Below are 17,305 nucleotides of genomic sequence, written 5' to 3'. Positions count from 1 at the left end.
CCGGTCAGGCGCTGTTCTCGGGAGCCATCCTCTGCGAAATCACCCTGGTCACGCCGTCGCCGCGCATCGTCACACCATACAGCACATTCGCTACATCCATGGTGGGCTTCTGGTGGGTAATAACGATCAGCTGGGAATCCTTCCGCAGCTCCTCGAACAGGGCGAGCAGGCGCCGCAGGTTCACGTCATCCAGCGCGGCCTCGACCTCGTCCATCACGTAGAACGGGCTCGGGCGGGCCTTGAAGATAGCCACCAGCATCGCCAACGCGGTCAGGGACTTCTCGCCACCGGATAGCAGCGATAGGCGCTTGACCTTCTTGCCCGGCGGGCGGGCCTCGACTTCAATGCCGGTGGTCAGCATGTCATCCGGGTCGGTGAGCACCAGCCGGCCCGCGCCACCCGGGAACAGGGTGCTGAAGACCTGCGGGAAGGCAACCTCGACATCCTGCCAGGCCTCGGTGAATAGCTGCAGGATCGTGGCATCCACATCCGCGATCACCTCGTGCAGATCGTTGCGGGCACGCTCGACGTCGTCCAGCTGCTGGGCCAGGAAGTTGTAACGCTCCTCCAGCGCCTTGAACTCCTCCAGCGCCAGCGGGTTCACCTTGCCCAGGGAGTTCAGCGCCTTCTCGGCCTTCTTCAGTTCGGCCTTGGTGGCGGCCGCGTCGAAGTCCTCCGGCAGTTCCTCGGCCAGCAGCTGCTCAGCGGTGAGCCCTAGCTGCTCCATCGCCCCAGCCACGGCCTGCTCGATCTTGACCTGCGCCTGGGTGCGCGCCAGCTCGGCGGAGTGCGCGTTGTCGTTCATGCGCCCCAGGTGCGCAGTCAGGGCGGAGACCTTATCGCGCTGCTGTGCCATCGTGGACTGCCACTGCTTGTGCGCCTGCTCGGTGTGCGAGCGGTTGGCTTCGGCGGTAGCCAGCGCGTCGGCGATGCGTTCGGCGATGCGCTGGGCCTGTTCGCGCACGCAGGTGGCCATCTCGCGGGCGGCTGCTCGGCGGGCTTGTTGCTGTTGGTGGTGCTTGCGCGCGGCCTCCTCTGCGCGGGCCTGTCGGCGCAGGTTCTCTGCCCGTCCGCGGGTGGATTGCGCGCGCTCCTCAGCGGTGCGCTGTGCCAGGCGGGCCTCCATCTCCATGGCCTTGACCTGCGAAAGGTGCAGAGCGGCGGCATCTCGCTCGGCCGAGGAAGGCTCGGTCGTGTGCTCCTCATCGTCCACGCGCGCCACGCGGTCGGCGAGCTCGTCGAGTTCCTCGGTGGCCTTCGCCAGGCGCTGTTCGGCGGATTGTTGTTCTGCGGTGCTGCGCTCCAGCTGGCGCTGTGCGGCCTCGCCCTGCTTCTGCAGTGCGCTCAGGCGCTTGGCCGCCGCATCACGCAGTGCCCGATGCTCCTGTTCCGCCGCCCGCGCCGCAGCCGCGGCGGTACGCAGGTCGCTGGCCGCGTCAAGCGCACCGGATAGTGCGGCCTGCAGGTCGCCTAGTTCCTTCTTTTTCTTTGTGACGCCCTCTGTCTCCGCCGCAATTTTATCCGCCAACTCGACAGGGGTTGTCCCGCCGGAGCCGCTGGCGACCCACCCGGCGCCGTAGACGGAGCCTGCCTTCGTCACCGCGCGCAGGCGCGGGTCCGCGGCCACGACCTTCCGGGCTTCCGCGGCACTGCCCACGGCCACCACGTCCACCAGCAAGGCAGTCAGGGGGCGCAGCAGGTCTGCGGGTACGTCCATCAGATCCAGTAGCCACTTGCCTGCGGAGACGTCCGTATCCAGGCGGAACGTCGCGCTCGTATCCCCCTCCGGGGCTCCCGGGGCCAGCAGCACCGCGCGGCCTTCGCGGGCATCGGTGAGGGCGGAGATGAGGGCGTCAGAAAGAGGGGCAACAATTCCCGAGCTCGCCGCATCGCCCAAAACGGCGGCCGCGGCGGCACCCCATCCGTCGTGAATGTGCAGCTGCTCGGCCAGGCGGCGGGTGGCGATGCCCTCCTTGTCGGCGGCGCGGACAACCACTGCAGCGCCGTCGGTGGGTGTCAGGCGGTCCTGCCAGGCGGCAATGGTGGCTTCGGCGGTGGCGATGTCGCGCTCCAGCTGCAGCTGCTCCGCGCGTAATTGCTCGGCGCGCTCCTCCGCACCGGCGGCTTCGCGGTCGGCCTGGGTGCGGGTTTCCTCCAGGTCGCCGCCGGAGGCCTCGGTCTCGCGCAGGGCTTCCTCCGCCTCGGTGATGTCCTCCATCAGGCCGTCGAGGGTTTCCTGCTGCTCGGCAGCATTTTCTTGCAGGCGCTCGACCTCCGCGGCGGCGTTGTCGCGCTGGGTGGCGGCGGCCTCGTGCTGGGCCAGCAGACGCACCACGCCCTCGCGCCGGTCAGCGATGGCGCGCACCTGGGCGAAGTGTTCCTGTTCGGCGGCGCGGGCGGCTTCCTCTGCCTCGGCGACCTGTTCGGCGATGGTTTCCAGCTTTTCGGCCGCGATCTCCACGTTCTCTTCCAGCTCGGCCTGCTCCTCGGCGGCGCGCTCGGCGCGTTCCAGCAGCTCTTGCGGGTCGGGGCCCGACCATTCGGCGACCTGAGCCTGATCCGCACGGTCGGTGGCGATACGCAGGGTGGCGGAGTTCTTCTCCTGCACCGCGGACAGCCGGTACCAGAGGTTTTTCGCCGCCTCGGCTTCCTCCAGGGCCGTGCGTAGTTCTTCCTCGGTGACGGCCAGAGTCTCGCTGTGTTCCTCCAGCTCCGCCTGCAGTTCGGCGCGCTGTTCGGCCAGTAGCTCACTGCGGCGCGTGGAATCGTTGAGCTCCTCTGATAGCTGCTTGACGTTGTGCGCGGCCAGCTGCACGCGTGTACTGCGGATGGTGGCCTGTACCGCAGACGCCTTCTGCGCAGCTTCTGCCTGCCGCGCGAGTGGCCCGAGCTGTTTGCGCAGCTCATCGGTCAGGTCGTGCAGGCGGTCGAGGTTGGCCTGCATGTTAACGAGCTTGCGCTGCGCCTTTTCTTTTCGACGCCGATGCTTCAGCACACCCGCGGCCTCCTCGATGAAGGCACGGCGTTCTTCGGGGCGGGATTCCAGGATCTGCGATAGTCGGCCTTGTCCGACGATCACGTGCATTTCGCGGCCGATGCCGGAATCGCTGAGTAGCTCCTGGATGTCCATCAAACGGGCTTTAGCTCCGTTGATCTCGTACTCCGAGGCCCCGTCGCGGAACATGCGACGGGTGATGGAAACCTCGGAGTACTCGATGGGTAGTTTGCCATCAGAGTTGTCGATGGTCAGTGTGACTTCCGCGCGCCCCAGTGGCTTGCGGTCCCCCGTTCCGGCGAAGATGACGTCTTCCATTTTCCCGCCGCGCAGGGTCTTCGCCCCCTGCTCCCCCATGACCCATGCCAAGGCATCCACGACATTGGATTTTCCGGAGCCATTTGGCCCCACCACAGCGCAAATGCCTGGCTCTAGTTTCAGGGTCGTCGCGGACGCGAAGGACTTGAATCCTTTGAGCGTCAACGACTTTAAGTGCATTGCTTGATGCTATCAGAGCGCTAGGCGGTTGCTCCGTTATGAGCCTCGGCGCGCTGGCACTCCGGGTCCGTGCCATCCCAGCACTCGACGTTCTTAAGCTCCGGCAGGCTGTCGCGGTGGAAGATCGGATCCATGCCCGCGGCCTTCTGCTGGGAGAAGTCCCGCAGCAGCTTGATGGCCACACCACCCAGCGGAACGATTGCGCAGAGGTTGATCAGAACCATCGTGGCTGCGAAGGTGTCGGCCAGGGACCAGACCAGCGGCACCGTGCCGATGGCACCGCCGAAGACACAGAGGACAACAAGTACACGGAAGGTATTCAGCTTCGCCTTGGACTTGGTGAAGTACTCCACGTTGGCCTGGGCAAGGTAGTAGTTGCCCAGCACAGATGAAAACGCCAGGAAGAACAGAATGATCGTGATGAAGTGGGTACCCCACTCGCCTACCTCGGCGGACAGTGCACTCTGGGTCAAGTTGGCCGTCTGCACGCCCTCGCCATAGGCCGGGTTGGACAGCAGAATGATGAAGGCCGTGATGGTACAAACCACCAGAGTGTCGAAATATACGCCCAGGGTCTGCACCAGGCCTTGCTTGACCGGGTGCGATACCGCTGCGGTGGCGGCTGCATTCGGGGCGGAACCCTGACCAGCCTCGTTGGAAAACAGGCCACGACGCATGCCGTTCATGAAGGCCGCGCCCAGGGTGGCACCAGCGATCTCCTTAATGCCCAACGCGTGCTCGACGATCGTTCCGAACATGCCCGGAACCTCAGTGATATTCATGGACAGCACCACCACACCCAGCAGAATGTAAGCGGTCGCCATCAGCGGAACGATCACCTGGGTGGCGTTGGCGATACGCTTCACACCACCGAAGATCACCAGCGCGGTCAGAGCGGCCACCAGCAGGCCCGTAGCGAGCTTCAGCCAAGTGGCATCGGGCGCAATATTGGGGTTCAGGGAGTGCAGCGAGGAGCCCGCGGCCTCTGCGATGGAGTTGGTCTGCACCGCGTTGTACACAAAGCCGTAGGTGATGGTGATGGCGATGCCGAAGATCAGCGCCAGCGGCTTCGCTCCCAGTCCCTTCGTCATGTAGTACGCCGGGCCACCGACATACCCCTCCTTGTCGCGGGACTTCCACAGCTGAGCCAAAGTGGCCTCAACAAAAGCGGTTGCGCCGCCGACCAGGGCGACTATCCACATCCAGAACACTGCACCCGGTCCGCCGAGGGTAATCGCGATGGCCACACCCACCACATTGCCTGTACCCACGCGAGACGCCGCAGAGATACTGAATGCCTGGAAAGCAGAGATGTTCTCTCCACTCTTGCCCACCGCAGGTTCCTTGACTGAGCGGAACATGTCCGGAACCATGCGGATTTGCACTACCAGAGTGCGGATGCCGAAGTACGCGCCGGCTGCGAGGAGGAAGACGGGGATGATCTTCCACACATTTTCGTTGAGCGTATTCGCCACGAAATTTTCAATTGTTTCCATGGCGAGAAATTTACCTGAAACGAGTGCCAAAAATAAATGCACGCGCCTATTTTTTCACCCATCACCGCAGTTCAGGAAGTTCTAAGTTATGTCAGTCCCCTAGGTCTGACATGCCGCACAATAGTGTGTGGAACGCCCACCGACAACAACCCGCTTGATCGGCTCCCCGCACCTCTTGCAGGCTTCGCCTCCGCGCCCGTACACGTTCAGCGAGCGCGAGAAGTAGCCGGACGCACCGTTGACGTTCACATACAACGAGTCGAAGCTGGTTCCACCCTGTTGAAGGGCACGTTCCATCACTTCTGCTGCTGCATTGAGAACGCGGTGCAGTGTCGGTCGGCTAAGCAGCGCGGCACTGCGTCGGGGCCGCACTCCAGCCAGAAAGAGCGCCTCGTCCGCGTAGATATTGCCGACTCCCGAGATGACCTCTTGGTTAAGCAACACCGTCTTAATAGCCGCGCGTTTGGCCTTCATCCGTTCCACTGCCAGCGTGGCATCGAACGCAGGTTCCAAAGGATCTGCGGCAATGTGCTGAACATTGCGGGGTAAAAATTTTTTTGACGCCCCCTCGGTCTCCTCTGCCCACGAGTCTGGCACGGCCTTTTCCAGCCGCCACTCGCCGAAGGTTCGCTGGTCCACGAAACATAGCTCGCGGCCGTCAGAAAGTCCGGCCCGAATGCGCACATGTGGAGACTGCACCTGGCCGGGTTCGGCCACAAGCATCTGGCCGCTCATACCCAGGTGCACTTGTACGAGGAGATCTTGGCCAAAATCTATCCACAAAAATTTTCCGCGGCGTTGAACGGCGGTACAGGTGGCGTCACGAAGAAAAGAAACAAGCTCCGATGGATCGCCGGAGCGAACGGCGCGCGGGTGACAGACCTCAACGTCGGTGAAGCGACGGCCGACCAGGTGCGTTTCGAGGCCGCGGCGGACGACCTCTACCTCGGGTAGCTCAGGCACGCTCGTTGAGCTTCTGTACGGCCTGCTTGGCGGCAGCGTGCTCGGCAACCTTCTTGGTGTGCCCCTCGCCGTGGGTGACCAGGTCTCCAATGGTGACGGTGGCGTAGAACGTCTTATCGTGCTCCGGCCCCTCGCCGCGTACCTCGTAGGTGGGCAGCGGCAGCTTCAGTTCAGAGAGCTTCTCCAGCAGCACGGTCTTCCAGTCCATGTTTAGGCCAGTGGTGGGAGCCTCGGTAATCATTTCGGAGAACAGGCGCAGCACTGTGGCCCGAGCAGTCTCAAAACCGTGGTGCAGATAAATCGCGCCGAGCATGGACTCTACGGAGTCCGCCAAAATGGAGTGCTTGTCCTTTCCTCCGGTCAGCATTTCGCCGCGTCCGAGCAGGATGTACTCACCCATTCCCAGGCGGCGGGCTACACCGGCCAAGGCGTACATGTTGACCACTCCGGAGCGCATCTTGGAGATGTCGGATTCCGAGCGATCGGGGAACTGGCGGTACAGCTGCTCCGCAACGGCCAGGCCCAGCACGGCATCGCCCAAGAATTCCAGGCGCTCATTGTTGGGCAGGTTACCGTTTTCATTGGCGAAGGAACGGTGCGTCAGCGCCAGGCACAAAAGGTCATCCGGAAGATCTACACCCCAGGCTGCAAGCAGCGGGGTGTGGTCGGACTTGCCATAGGCGGCGTTGAGGGCGGCTTCGCCGGTTAGTCGGCGTTTACGAGCCATGTGGTTTTAGATTGCCTTTCTCGATGCTTTACCCGATGTTTTAGAGGTTCTTGAATTTTTCCAGCCCGGCCCAGCGCGGGTCCGGACGGTCCTCTTCCTCAGCTTCCTCGCTGATGCCATCCGGTGCCGGGGTATCCTCGCGGCATTCGGTGCCAAAGTCCGTGCACACAGGGCTAAAGGGTGCATTTAAGCCAGCTTCGTCGATCACCAGCTGAGAGATATCGATGGCATTGTCGTGCACTAGCAGCGGCTCGTCGACGTCGTCCTCATCATCGGAGCTGTCGTCAGTGGTGATGAAGTCCGGGGTCAGGCCGAACACATCGCTGATGGAATATTCCAGGGTGGTGGAAAGCTTCTGCAGGCAACGGGAGCACGTGCCCGTAGCTTCACCGCTTACCTGCAAGGTGGCCATAATCGCCTCGCCCAAGTTCGCCAGGGTTCCATGAACTTCGACGGGCGCGCCCTCGGCTACGCCCAGCATGTTGCCGCCCCACGGTACTGGTGACGCCCCCTGGGCGTCGACCGGCTCGCTGAGTCCAGTTGGGATGTCGCCGACTGCAAGAACGAAGGGGTTACTCATACCCCTATTTCTACCCGTCTAAAGCTGTTGACGGTAACCGTGGGGGTCGCCCTCGTTCTGATAACCGGAGGCGCCGGCGCCCTTGCGCAAGGCGGAGCGGTCACGATTGACGGTGCGCAGTGTGGTGGTGAGGGTCTCCTCGAAGTCTGCCAGGGTGGAATCGACGTAGCGGTCGCATTCGGTGCGCAGGCGGTCGGAGTCCGCGTGGGCGGATTCAATGATGCGCTTGGCTTCGGCCTGTGCATTGCGCACGACTTCCGACTCGGAAACCAAGCGACGCTGCTCGGCCAGGCCTTCGTCGACGGAGCGTTGGTAGCTGGCGTTACCTTCGCTGACCAGGCGCTCGGCCTCGTCGGCGGCACGGCTGGTTACCTGGTCATACTCGCGACGGGCATCGCTGACAAGGCGGTCTGCCTGATCCTCAGCCTGCGCGACGGTGTTGGTAGCGCGCGTCTGGGCGTCGTTGAGAATCTGATCAGCCTGATCCTGGGAGTCCTGGACGATGGCATTAGCTTCGGAGTTGGCGTCGGCGATAGTCGCATCGGCTTGGTCGCGGGCGTCGGCGATGATGTCATCGCGGTGGTCGAGGACGTCCTGCGCATCATCCATTTCGATGGGGATTGCGTTGCGCATTTCGTCGAGAATGTCCAGCACCTCGCGGCGCGGAACCATGCAGTTAGAGGTCATGGGCACGCCATAGGCCTGCTCCACCATTTGCTGTAGGTCATCCATACCCTGGAATGTCTTGTACATGGCCTCCACTGTGCCATCACTTGACCTCAAGTACAGGTTTAGACACGGCTTTGCGTGCGTTAGCCGCGGAACTTCTCCTCCACCGCAGAAACCACCGGCTCGGGCAGCAGACCGGAAACATCACCGCCGTACTTCGCCACTTCCTTGCACAAGGTGGACGAAACATACCCATACTCCGGGGAGGTCAGCAGAAAGTACGTCTCCGCCCCAGAAAGGCGCTGGTTCATCTGCGCCATCGGCAGCTCGTACTCGTAATCCAGGGAGCTGCGCAGCCCCTTGACCATCGCCTGAATATTGTTTTCCTTTAGGTAATCCACCAGCAGTTTGTCCCAGGTATCCACAGTGATGTTCTGCGGGCCGTTCGGGATAGCGGCGATCGATTTTTCGATCAGCTCGATACGCTCTTCAGCGGTAAACAGGCCGTTCTTGTTCGGGTTATATGTCACCAGAACAACGACCTCTTCCCAGTTGGCCGCAGCACGGGTGAAGATATCCAGGTGGCCCAGCGTGATGGGGTCGAAAGATCCAGGGCAAACTACTCGCATGGCACCTAACCTAACCCTCGCCCCGCCAAATCGCCATGTCGAAGCGGGCGATGCCATAGGTACGCTTCTTCAACTTCTGCCCCGTCGGCTCAAAGCCCTCCGGCCACGCGGTCTCCGGTGAGGCACTATTGCGTTCGACCACCACCACGGCGTCCTTCGTAAGAACCGGAATGAGAGCTTCCACCATCTCGGCGACGGCCTCATCGGCGAGCTCGTAGGGCGGGTCGGCCAGCACCATGGTGTAGTGATTGCGCGGTGCTGCGGCTAGGAAGGATGACGCCTTCGCCTCCACTACCTGCAGCTTCGCCTCAGGTACGACGTGCGCATTGTCCTTGATCACCTTGATCGCCGCGGCGCTACTATCCACCAGCGTGACCTCCTTGGCTCCACGGCTGGCAGCCTCCAAACCCAGGGCACCGGAACCGGCGAAAAGATCCAGCACTACTTCATCAACAAAGCCGAAGCGAACCTGCAGGGAGGAAAACAGGCCTTCGCGGGCGCGGTCGGAGGTGGGGCGCGTGCCCGCCGGAGGAACCTTGATGCTGCGTCCGCGAGCCGTTCCAGAGATGATGCGTGTCATTGCTTTGCGTTCAACCTGCCTATTTGCTTACTGCTGTGTCTTCTGGCGCTTCAACCCTTAACAGGACGTCCCCGCCGTGCACATCCACATAGTCCTGCGAGTTGCTTCTGCGCACCACGCCAGGCCCCGGCGCGAGGACGGGCGCTTCCAGCTTTAGCGATTCCACCGTGCACAAAACATCACCCGTGGCGACGGCATCACCGTCGGCGACGAGGAAGTGCACGACTCCCGCAAATGGGGCACAGATTTCCATGCCCCAGAGTCTAGCAATTGGGGTGACTAGTTCCTTTCGATGAAGTCCTGATCGTCGATCTCGATGTCCACCACCAAGGAGCGCGCTAATTGTTCGTCGTAAGCCACCAGCGCTTCGGCGTAGTCGCGGGCCGACTCAATCACCTCGCCGTCGGTGCTGAGGTCTAGCAGACGCGCCCTCCGCGCCGAGCGTCCCGACTGATCCTGGCCGAGGATATCCCCCTCGGTGCGCATCTTGAGGTCCTCTTCGGCAAGGCGGAATCCATCATTACTGTCGGCCACCACCTGCAGGCGATGGAAGGAAGGACTATCCGGTGCGGCGGTGGTGTGCAGCAAGCACAGCGAATCCCGCCGTCCACGGCCGATTCGCCCGCGTAGCTGGTGGAGTTGGGAGAAGCCGAAGTTCTCGGCCTCCAGAATCATCATCATGGAGGCATTGGGCACGTCCACGCCGACTTCAATGACTGTGGTAGCAACCAGAACGTCGATCTTCCCGGCAGCGAAGTCCTGCATGACCTCGTCCTTGTCGGCCGCGTCCATTTTGCCGTGCAGCATTGCCACGCTGCAGCCAGGCAGCTCTTGCGTAGCGATGCGCTCGCACCACTTTTCCACGCCAGTGGGACCATCGATTCGGGGTGCCACTACATAGGCCTGTCCTCCGGCTTGGATCTCCTCCCCCATGCGCTCCCAGGCGCGACGCACCCAGCGTGCTTTGTCAGCAGGCACCACCACGGTTTCAATATCACCCCGACCGCCGGGTTTGCCCACCAAGGTAATGGGAGTCAGGTCGCCGAACATCGTCATACCCACCGACCGCGGAATCGGAGTCGCGGTCATCACCATCATGTGTGGAGTCGCATCCACCGGCGCTGATTCCCGCAGTTTGTTGCGCTGCTGCACGCCGAAGCGATGTTGCTCATCCACCACGACCATGCCAAGCCGATAAAACTCCACGGAGTCCTGAATCACCGCATGGGTACCGACCACAATGTCCGTTTGCCCCGAAACCAGGTCCAGCAAAGTGCGTTGTTTATCGGCCTGCTTCTGGGAGCCAACCAACACGGATACTCGCACATCGGTGTTCTCCAGCATCTTCACCAGGTTGCGGGCATGCTGCACGGCCAGAATTTCCGTCGGGGCAACGAAGGCGCACTGATAGCCGGAATCCACCGCCCACAGCATGCTGATCAGCGCCACCATTGTTTTGCCGGAACCGACCTCTCCGTGCAGTAGCAGGTTTGCCGGGGTGGTTCCGCCAAGGCGGGAGCCGATATCCTCCAGCGCCATTTTCTGTCCCGCACTGAGGTCAAATGGCAGCCCTGCAATCAGCTTTTTCACGTTCTCGCCCGGCGCGAGCGCCATGCCGGTGCGCTTGGTGGCGTCATTGCGCCGTAGAGCCATGACCAGCTGCAGTTCCAGCGCCTCGTTGAACTTCAACCTTCTCCGGGCAGGTGCGGGGCCGGCCTCACTGGGTTGGTGAATCTGCCGGAGCGCATCCGCGAAGCTAATCAGCGGGCGCCCCTTTCCGTCGACGGGCCAGGCAGGCGCGCCGGGGTTACGGCGTGGCAGCGGCAGGAATTCGCCGGGTTCGTCCATCACCCGCAGCACGTGATCCATCACCCCCAACATCTCTGCGGTGGACGTACCGGGGCGACGCTTGTAGCCCGGCATCCACGGCTTGGCCAAGAGCTCCTGTGCAGCGGTTTCGGAACCCATGACATCCACGATGGTCTTCAGCGGCCCAAACATGCCGAATTCGGCATCCATCGCAGGGAGGATGGAGACATAGCTGGGGTTCTTCAGCTCCCACTGGCCATTGAACTCGGAGAGCTTGCCGTGCAGGAGCAGCATCGAACCCCGCTTGATTCGCTTCCGGTGGTAGGCCACGTTCCCGAACAGCGCGGAGCGGAAGCTCCGCACGCCGTCGGTGAAGGTGAACGTCAAAAATTTTCTGGGTCCACGCCCGGAGTGGTTGTCTTTCTCCCCCACGCTGAGGATCTCTCCGGCACAGGTGTACTTCTCTCCCACACGCAGCTCGTCCAGCCCCTGCGGAGAGCCGAGCCGCGCGTAGGTGACGGGGAAGTTCAGCACTGCATCGGCGATGGTTTTGATGCCCGGCTTATCCGCCAGCCGTTTGGCGCGGTCGTTGGTGATCGCCACGGAAAGCGGACGCGAATCCTGCCACCCCAGCATGGGCTATTCCACCCCGATCTGCACCAGGCGCGGGTCGCTGTCGCTTCCCAGCAGCTCGATGCGGTGATCGTCGATCTGCACGTCCGGGTAGAGCTCCGCGAAGGTGGCTTTCAGGTGGTCGATGGTTTCTTGGTCGGTGGCAGGGCGGCTCCACAGCAGGGTGACTAGTTCACCGCCATCGGCCAGCATGTCGCTCAGGGTCTCAATCATGCTCTCGGGCGGACAATTGGCGTAGCGCTGCGCGTCGACCGCATCGATCATCTCTTCGACGTTGTCATCCCAATCCACGGTAGGGTCGTTGACCGCCAGCGCCGCCAACCCGCCGACCAGCGATTTCGTGTCTATAATGTCGATTTCCCGCGTGCCGTCGAGGCCCTGCAGCGCCGCGACGTCCTGCCCGTTGGTCAGCACTGCCACCGGGCCGTTGCCTAGCTGACCCATCGCGTCTTTCAAGGTTGTGCTGTTTGGTGACGCCACAGCCACCGCACCTGCAGCTTCAAACAACTGTGCAACCCCACCGGTGGGCGTGAGAGCCACGATGGATGGCGCGCGGTTATCCGTCGAGTGCTGGCGGGGAGCCTGGGCTGGTGTGCTCTGTGTTCCCGAAGCGGCAGGTTCCCCTGCTGTGGGGAGCACCTCGATGCGCAGCTCGGTGACGGCGCCCAGCCCAAAGGCCTTCTCAATCACTTCCCCGGCCTGGTCAGTGTGCACGTGCGCAGTGCCGGCTTCCGGACTCAAAGGGCCAACGATGACGGAGTTGCCGTAGGCCTCCAGGAGTTCCCGCAGGGCATCCAGGTTCCCCTCGAAGAAGAACATCACCTCGACCTCTTGCTGGGTTCGGGCGTGGTCAGGCGTGAGGGCGTCACTAGTAGAACCGGCACCGTCAAGTACATCGACAAGGGCCTGCAGGATCACCACAAGGCCTTGGCCACCTGCGTCAACAACCCCAGCCTCGGCCAGAACGGCGAGTTGGTTGGGAGTTTCTGCGAGGGCTTCCTCTGCGGCGCTCAGGGCGCGGGTGGCGACACCGACAAGTTGGGGATCACCGTCGTGGGCGGCGGCTGCGGCGGCCGCGAGCACGCTGATGACGGTGCCCTCGACGGGCGTGGAAATTGCGGTGCGGACGAACCCCACGGACTGCGAGAGCGTATCGGCCACTGCGAGGCCATCAATCGGCCCCTGGGAGGCATTTTCTGCCAATGCCCGGAGCATCTGGCTAAGCACCAGGCCAGAGTTGCCGCGCGCGCCGCGAACCGCGCCGGTAGCCAGAGCGATGGTGACCTCGGAGGTGCTTGGGGCGCCTTCCAAGGCATCCACTGCGGCGACAGCGGTGGCCATGGTGTGCGCCATGTTCGAGCCGGTATCGGAATCCGGGATCGGGAAGACGTTGAGGGCGTTGATGGCCTGGCAGTTCTCGCGCAACTGGCTGGCGGAATGCCGCGCCCACTGGGCGACAACCTGCGCGTCGAGCTGGGCGGGTGCCTGATTCACCGGCTGTGCTTCTGCCACCGGTTGCGCCTCTGCCTTCCTAGATTTCACTCCCACTACCCTAGCGAAACAGCCGGACAGCAGGGCGGTTTGCGGAATCGTGGCGCGTTGATACTTCCGTGCCAGTGATGTAGATCTGCCGTATCCATCGCGAATCCAGGCTGTGTTGACCTGCTTAACGTTCACCCAGAGAGCACATAGTCTCCATGAGAGTGCTGTAGACGGTACTCGGCTTGTTATCGTGCCACTCAGTGTCACTGTCGCGCTCGTCCTGGCTCAGCGGTTGAGCCGTCGGCTCGTAGAGCCACCACAGGTTTTGCCACGGATCAAGAAGTCTTGCGAGACGATAGCCACCGTAGAAATCGCTAATTGGAGTGACGACGCGGCCTCCTTCCTTTACAGCCCTATCGAGGCACGCCTGGGCGTCAGGAACGTAGATCTGCAGGAGGGCTGGCGTGAACGGCCAATTCTGCTTTCGATCACACAGCATGATGGTGGCATCTCCAACCATAACTTCCGCATGGATGATCGAACCATCTCGATCCGGCGTGCGAACATGGGCTGCTTCTCGACCATCGAAAACTGTTTCCACGAAGTGAATGAAGCTCACGGAGTCGGGGACGATAGCGAAGGGATTTACTGTGTTGTGTCCAGTCGGGATTTTCAACGAAGTCATGTATACATAAAATATGAATAATTCGAGCAAAGTCAAGTACCGCCAAGGCGCTAGTTTCCTGTTGGCCACACTTGGACGCCGCGCCGAGAGAGCATGGGCAGCTCTCCTCACAGAGCAGGGAATTACCACCGCGCAGTTCACAGCCATGGCGGCGATCGCGGAAGGCGAACGAACGCAAAACGACGTAGCAATGGTTACAGCCGTTGACCCGCGAAACATCGGCGCCACAATCAAAAAGCTCACGGCGGTGGGGTGGGTTCAAGCTCGATCAAACCCCGCCGATGCGAGATCACGACTCCTCTGTTTGACACCCGCTGGCCAGCAGTGGTGGGACGATGTTCAGCCTGCCCTACGTCAAGGACGTGACTCATTTTTCCAGGGACTCACCCATAGAGAGTTGACCAACTTGGAAGAACTCCTCGGAAAACTCGAGGCCGCACAATCCGACAAAGAAGCGAACGGACCCGGCCATCGTCGCTAGAGCCGCCAGTCGACGGGCGCGCCGCCGGAAGCCTGGAGGATCGCATTTGCCCTGCTGAAGGGACGCGAACCAAAGAAGCCTCGATAGGCGGACAGCGGCGAGGGATGCGGGGACATCACGCAGCGCTCCGCGCCGATCAGCGGAGCGAGCTGCTGGGCCTGCTTGCCCCACAGGATGGCGGCGAAGTGCGGGTTGGCGGCAACCTGGCGGACAGCGGCCTCGGTGATGGCCTCCCAGCCGCGACCGCGGTGGCTACCGGCATTGCCCGCCTGCACAGTGAGCACGCGGTTAAGCAGCAGCACCCCACGGTCGGCCCACGGGGAAAGATCCCCGTTGGAGGGGGCTGGCAGGCCGAGGTCGTCTGTGTACTCGGTGTAGATATTCTTCAGCGACTTCGGCAGTGGCTCGCCCGCGGGCAGCTCCGCAGAGAACGCCAGCCCCACGGAATGTCCGGGCGTGGGGTACGGATCCTGCCCAACGATCAGCACTTTCACCTGGGTAGGGTCGGACTCGAAAGCCCGCAAAATTTTTTCGGGCGCGGGCAGGACCTGCGCTCGTTGTCCCGCCTGCACCTGCTGGGCCACCAGCTGCCCCTCAGCCAGCGCACCCTCCAGCACCGACTGCAGCCCCGGCAGGTACCACGCCGGGTGGATGCGCTCGATCAGCTGGTGCGCTTGTTCTCGTACGGAATTCATGCCTGCTCCTTACACCGACTGCCAGCCAGATGAAAACGGCGGGCGGCCGCCGTCGACCAGCACGTAGTCCACCCCGCCAGGCGAGTCCTCCCCAACCTCATCCGAGAGGCTGCGAACAGTCCCGATGCGGCGGTAGCCACTGGGCATGCGGGCGTCCGTAGTTCCAAGGAGAGTATGGTCCTCACCGCCGGTGTAAATCCACTCCAGAGGATTCTTGCCAGTCATCTGAGCTGCATGCCGCAGCTTCTCATCGGGTACCAGCGCCGCCCCGTCCAGGTCCAGGCACACCCCGGAGCGCTCCGCGATGGCACACAGGTCCACGATCAAGCCATCGGAATTATCCGTCATGGCGCTCGCACCCGTAGCGCGGGCGACGGATCCGCGGCCTGGCTCCAGACGCGGAGCACAGTGCCAATCTGCCAGTTCGTTGAGGATCGGATCGTTTGCCGGGATCGCCTTGCGCGAGCCGTAGTGGCGCAGGATCGCCAGGCCCGCCGCGCTGTAGCCGATTGGCCCACTGGCGATAATCCGCTGCCCCACGCCCGCGCCGTCCAAAGTCAGAGCCGCGGCAGGCCCGGAAATCTCACCCAAGGCGGTGATGGAGATCACCAAATCCTTGCTGGTCACAACGTCTCCACCGACAAGTTCCGCGGCCCACGGCGAAGCCCCCTCGTCGATGCCGCGCGCGATATCCGCCACCGTCTGCAGCGGCAAATCCCCTGGCGTGGCGATCGCCATTAGGATCGCGGTGGGGCGTGCTCCCATCGCCTGAATGTCCGCGAAGTTCTGTGTCACAGCTTTCACCCCGACCTCCCACGGAGTCGAGTAGTCGAAGGTGAAGTGCCGCCCCTGAACGAGGATGTCCGTCGAGCACACGTGTCGTGAATTGGTGCCTGTTGGCTCCAACACTGCGGCGTCATCGCCATTAAGAGAACTCGGCGCGGCGTTGCGGATCGCCGCGATGGTAGCGGCCTCGCCTGCCTCGGCGACAGTGAGTTGAGTACGCATGCGAACCTTTCCGTGGTTGCGGTGATGCTTGGGTTCCAATGCTTGGGTTCCAATGCTTGGGTTCCAATGCTTGGGTTCCCGCGCTTAGTCTAATTAAGATGGTGCGCTATGAGTGACGAAGCCTCCTCCCCCGTCTCCACCCCGCGGTACCTGATCATTCTGTCGACGGTGCTTGCCGTGGTGCTGATTATTGCGGTGATCACCGCTGCGAAGATCACGGTGGATCGGAAGGTGTACGCGCCTGTGGCGCTGGGCCCGGTGGATGCGCCGGAGGCGTCGTCGCAGGTCTGCGCCGATTTTGTGGCTGGGTTGCCGGAGGAAATGGATCGCTTCCGTGCCGTTGAGGTGCGGGATCCTAGGCCGGACGGCACGGCGGCGTACCGCGATTCTTCGGGTTCGGAGCTTTCTGTGCGCTGTGGAGTGAACGTGCCCGACCAGTACTCGGAGTTGTCGCCCGTGGTGTCGGAAGGCGATACGCGCTGGACCGTCGTCTCGGATGCTACTCCTGGGTCTGACCTGCGGACGTGGTACGCGGTCGGCGGTTCGCCTGCGGTTGCGGTGACTGCGTCGGCGGATGTCGGCGATGCCCTCGGTGCGGTGGGGTCTGCTCTTTCCTCTGTTTATGACGCCAACTCTCCAGCAAAGCCCGCCCCCTACCCACTGTCCGATGCTGCGGTGGCTGGCGGTTCCGGATCCCGCGAGGCCGGCGGTCCCACTTCCGGCGGCGCGACCGAGTCCCCTGCATGCCATAAGTTCCTGGGATCTCTGCCGGAGGCACTGGGCGACTGGCGACTGGTCCACAGATCCGCTGGAGGATCGGAAAAGAGCGCTGACCAGGACAAGCAGGGTACTGACCTGCTGAAGCCTGATCTCCTTCCCGATGGACTGGACCGGTCTGTGTTGGAGAAGGCTCCCAGCGGATCGGCTACCTATCTCGCCGAGGAGCAAGAACCTGTGGTGATTCGCTGTGGTCTGGCTATGCCTAAATCCTATGCCCCGGGTGCACAGTTGACCCAGGTAAACAAGGTTCCCTGGTTCTCTGATCCATCTCTTTCCCGCGGGTCGACCATGGGGCGTTGGTTTGCCCTGGGCCACGAGCAGGTCATCGGCCTAGCCATGCCGCAATCTGCTGGCAACGAGGTAATCTCTTCCGTCTCGAGTGCGATCTCTACATCCCTGAAGAATACGGAGAAGGCTGGAAGCTCTACTCAGTCGCGCTAACCCCCTTCCCTGCAGCGACACCAGCCCCTCAGGAGTGAGTGCCCCAGGGGAAATGTCGCTAAAACGGGAAAGTGCCCACGCGCCGATAAGTAGCCCACCAAACCGCAAACCCCTGACCTGGGCTTTTATTTTATGGACAACCATTACCGGTAAC

General features: G+C 62.5%; 16 protein-coding genes. 2 read left to right on the top strand and 14 right to left on the bottom strand.

What is annotated here, in order from left to right:
* Positions 1–4: 4 nt before the first annotated feature.
* The 12 genes from smc to ACKFRT_RS01955 all read right to left on the bottom strand — a co-directional run bounded on the left by smc (position 5) and on the right by ACKFRT_RS01955 (position 13,746).
* The gene (smc, locus tag ACKFRT_RS02010; RefSeq protein ID WP_408925568.1) at positions 5–3,493 is read right to left on the bottom strand and encodes a chromosome segregation protein SMC; all 3,489 of its coding nucleotides are present in this window, start codon (positions 3,491–3,493) and stop codon (positions 5–7) included.
* A 20-nt stretch (positions 3,494–3,513) separates the two neighbouring features.
* Positions 3,514–4,989, bottom strand: coding sequence for an alanine/glycine:cation symporter family protein (locus ACKFRT_RS02005; protein ID WP_408925567.1), 1,476 nt, complete (start codon positions 4,987–4,989; stop codon positions 3,514–3,516).
* A 99-nt stretch (positions 4,990–5,088) separates the two neighbouring features.
* Complete coding sequence (gene mutM / locus ACKFRT_RS02000) at positions 5,089–5,952, bottom strand: bifunctional DNA-formamidopyrimidine glycosylase/DNA-(apurinic or apyrimidinic site) lyase (protein WP_408925566.1); 864 nt, start codon at positions 5,950–5,952, stop codon at positions 5,089–5,091.
* Entirely contained in the window at positions 5,945–6,679 is a 735-nt protein-coding gene (gene rnc / locus ACKFRT_RS01995) for a ribonuclease III (RefSeq protein WP_408925565.1), read from the bottom strand. Before rnc ends, mutM begins: the two co-directional genes overlap by 8 nt.
* 40 nt (positions 6,680–6,719) lie before the next feature.
* Positions 6,720–7,259, bottom strand: coding sequence for a DUF177 domain-containing protein (locus tag ACKFRT_RS01990; protein WP_293789975.1), 540 nt, complete (start codon positions 7,257–7,259; stop codon positions 6,720–6,722).
* An 18-nt stretch (positions 7,260–7,277) separates the two neighbouring features.
* On the bottom strand, positions 7,278–8,012 hold the full coding sequence (locus ACKFRT_RS01985; RefSeq protein WP_408925564.1) for a DivIVA domain-containing protein: 735 nt from the start codon (positions 8,010–8,012) through the stop codon (positions 7,278–7,280).
* Positions 8,013–8,071: 59 nt separating this feature from the next.
* A complete protein-coding gene (coaD, locus tag ACKFRT_RS01980; protein ID WP_293789971.1) occupies positions 8,072–8,557 on the bottom strand; it encodes a pantetheine-phosphate adenylyltransferase in 486 nt (161 codons plus the stop codon).
* A 10-nt stretch (positions 8,558–8,567) separates the two neighbouring features.
* Positions 8,568–9,137 (bottom strand): RsmD family RNA methyltransferase, encoded by a 570-nt coding sequence (locus ACKFRT_RS01975; RefSeq protein WP_293789969.1) that lies wholly within the window; start codon positions 9,135–9,137, stop codon positions 8,568–8,570.
* 19 nt (positions 9,138–9,156) lie between these two features.
* Positions 9,157–9,390, bottom strand: a complete 234-nt coding sequence (locus ACKFRT_RS01970) for an acetyl-CoA carboxylase biotin carboxyl carrier protein subunit (protein ID WP_293789967.1) — start codon at positions 9,388–9,390, stop codon at positions 9,157–9,159.
* Positions 9,391–9,416: 26 nt separating this feature from the next.
* Positions 9,417–11,582: an ATP-dependent DNA helicase RecG gene (locus ACKFRT_RS01965; protein ID WP_408925563.1), complete on the bottom strand. Its 2,166-nt coding sequence runs from the start codon at positions 11,580–11,582 to the stop codon at positions 9,417–9,419.
* Between the two features lie 3 nt (positions 11,583–11,585).
* Positions 11,586–13,121 (bottom strand): DAK2 domain-containing protein, encoded by a 1,536-nt coding sequence (locus ACKFRT_RS01960; protein ID WP_408925562.1) that lies wholly within the window; start codon positions 13,119–13,121, stop codon positions 11,586–11,588.
* 124 nt (positions 13,122–13,245) lie between these two features.
* On the bottom strand, positions 13,246–13,746 hold the full coding sequence (locus tag ACKFRT_RS01955; RefSeq protein ID WP_408925561.1) for a VOC family protein: 501 nt from the start codon (positions 13,744–13,746) through the stop codon (positions 13,246–13,248).
* 13 nt (positions 13,747–13,759) lie between these two features.
* Between ACKFRT_RS01955 and ACKFRT_RS01950 the strand changes: the two genes are divergently transcribed.
* A complete protein-coding gene (locus tag ACKFRT_RS01950) occupies positions 13,760–14,227 on the top strand; it encodes a MarR family winged helix-turn-helix transcriptional regulator (protein ID WP_408925560.1) in 468 nt (155 codons plus the stop codon).
* Here the strand turns inward: ACKFRT_RS01950 and ACKFRT_RS01945 are convergent.
* Both ACKFRT_RS01945 and ACKFRT_RS01940 read right to left on the bottom strand, forming a co-directional pair.
* Positions 14,224–14,922 carry a uracil-DNA glycosylase gene (locus ACKFRT_RS01945; protein ID WP_408925559.1) on the bottom strand — a complete coding sequence of 233 codons (699 nt, stop codon included), beginning with the start codon at positions 14,920–14,922 and terminating at the stop codon, positions 14,224–14,226. The two genes, ACKFRT_RS01950 and ACKFRT_RS01945, sit on opposite strands and share 4 nt — an antisense overlap.
* Positions 14,923–14,931: 9 nt before the next feature.
* Positions 14,932–15,930, bottom strand: a complete 999-nt coding sequence (locus tag ACKFRT_RS01940) for a thiamine-phosphate kinase (protein ID WP_408925558.1) — start codon at positions 15,928–15,930, stop codon at positions 14,932–14,934.
* A gap of 108 nt (positions 15,931–16,038) precedes the next feature.
* Between ACKFRT_RS01940 and ACKFRT_RS01935 the strand changes: the two genes are divergently transcribed.
* Positions 16,039–17,151, top strand: a complete 1,113-nt coding sequence (locus tag ACKFRT_RS01935) for a DUF3515 domain-containing protein (protein WP_408925557.1) — start codon at positions 16,039–16,041, stop codon at positions 17,149–17,151.
* Positions 17,152–17,305: the final 154 nt, after the last annotated feature.

The organism is Corynebacterium jamesii (genome assembly GCF_046097395.1).
Taxonomy (GTDB): domain Bacteria; phylum Actinomycetota; class Actinomycetes; order Mycobacteriales; family Mycobacteriaceae; genus Corynebacterium.
This window is presented reverse-complemented; position numbering and strand designations above follow the sequence as displayed.

What these genes read in the sequence shown, in the direction of transcription:
- ACKFRT_RS01990 (WP_293789975.1), bottom strand. Translation starts at nt 7,259, where the DNA reads ATGAGTAACCCCTTCGTTCTTGCAGTCGGCGACATCCCAACTGGACTC.
- ACKFRT_RS01945 (WP_408925559.1), bottom strand. Translation starts at nt 14,922, where the DNA reads ATGAATTCCGTACGAGAACAAGCGCACCAGCTGATCGAGCGCATCCAC.
- ACKFRT_RS02005 (WP_408925567.1), bottom strand. Translation starts at nt 4,989, where the DNA reads ATGGAAACAATTGAAAATTTCGTGGCGAATACGCTCAACGAAAATGTG.
- ACKFRT_RS01935 (WP_408925557.1), top strand. Translation starts at nt 16,039, where the DNA reads ATGAGTGACGAAGCCTCCTCCCCCGTCTCCACCCCGCGGTACCTGATC.
- ACKFRT_RS01975 (WP_293789969.1), bottom strand. Translation starts at nt 9,137, where the DNA reads ATGACACGCATCATCTCTGGAACGGCTCGCGGACGCAGCATCAAGGTT.
- ACKFRT_RS01985 (WP_408925564.1), bottom strand. Translation starts at nt 8,012, where the DNA reads ATGTACAAGACATTCCAGGGTATGGATGACCTACAGCAAATGGTGGAG.
- ACKFRT_RS01965 (WP_408925563.1), bottom strand. Translation starts at nt 11,582, where the DNA reads ATGCTGGGGTGGCAGGATTCGCGTCCGCTTTCCGTGGCGATCACCAAC.
- ACKFRT_RS01940 (WP_408925558.1), bottom strand. Translation starts at nt 15,930, where the DNA reads ATGCGTACTCAACTCACTGTCGCCGAGGCAGGCGAGGCCGCTACCATC.
- ACKFRT_RS01970 (WP_293789967.1), bottom strand. Translation starts at nt 9,390, where the DNA reads ATGGAAATCTGTGCCCCATTTGCGGGAGTCGTGCACTTCCTCGTCGCC.
- coaD (WP_293789971.1), bottom strand. Translation starts at nt 8,557, where the DNA reads ATGCGAGTAGTTTGCCCTGGATCTTTCGACCCCATCACGCTGGGCCAC.
- rnc (WP_408925565.1), bottom strand. Translation starts at nt 6,679, where the DNA reads ATGGCTCGTAAACGCCGACTAACCGGCGAAGCCGCCCTCAACGCCGCC.
- smc (WP_408925568.1), bottom strand. Translation starts at nt 3,493, where the DNA reads ATGCACTTAAAGTCGTTGACGCTCAAAGGATTCAAGTCCTTCGCGTCC.
- ACKFRT_RS01955 (WP_408925561.1), bottom strand. Translation starts at nt 13,746, where the DNA reads ATGACTTCGTTGAAAATCCCGACTGGACACAACACAGTAAATCCCTTC.
- ACKFRT_RS01950 (WP_408925560.1), top strand. Translation starts at nt 13,760, where the DNA reads ATGAATAATTCGAGCAAAGTCAAGTACCGCCAAGGCGCTAGTTTCCTG.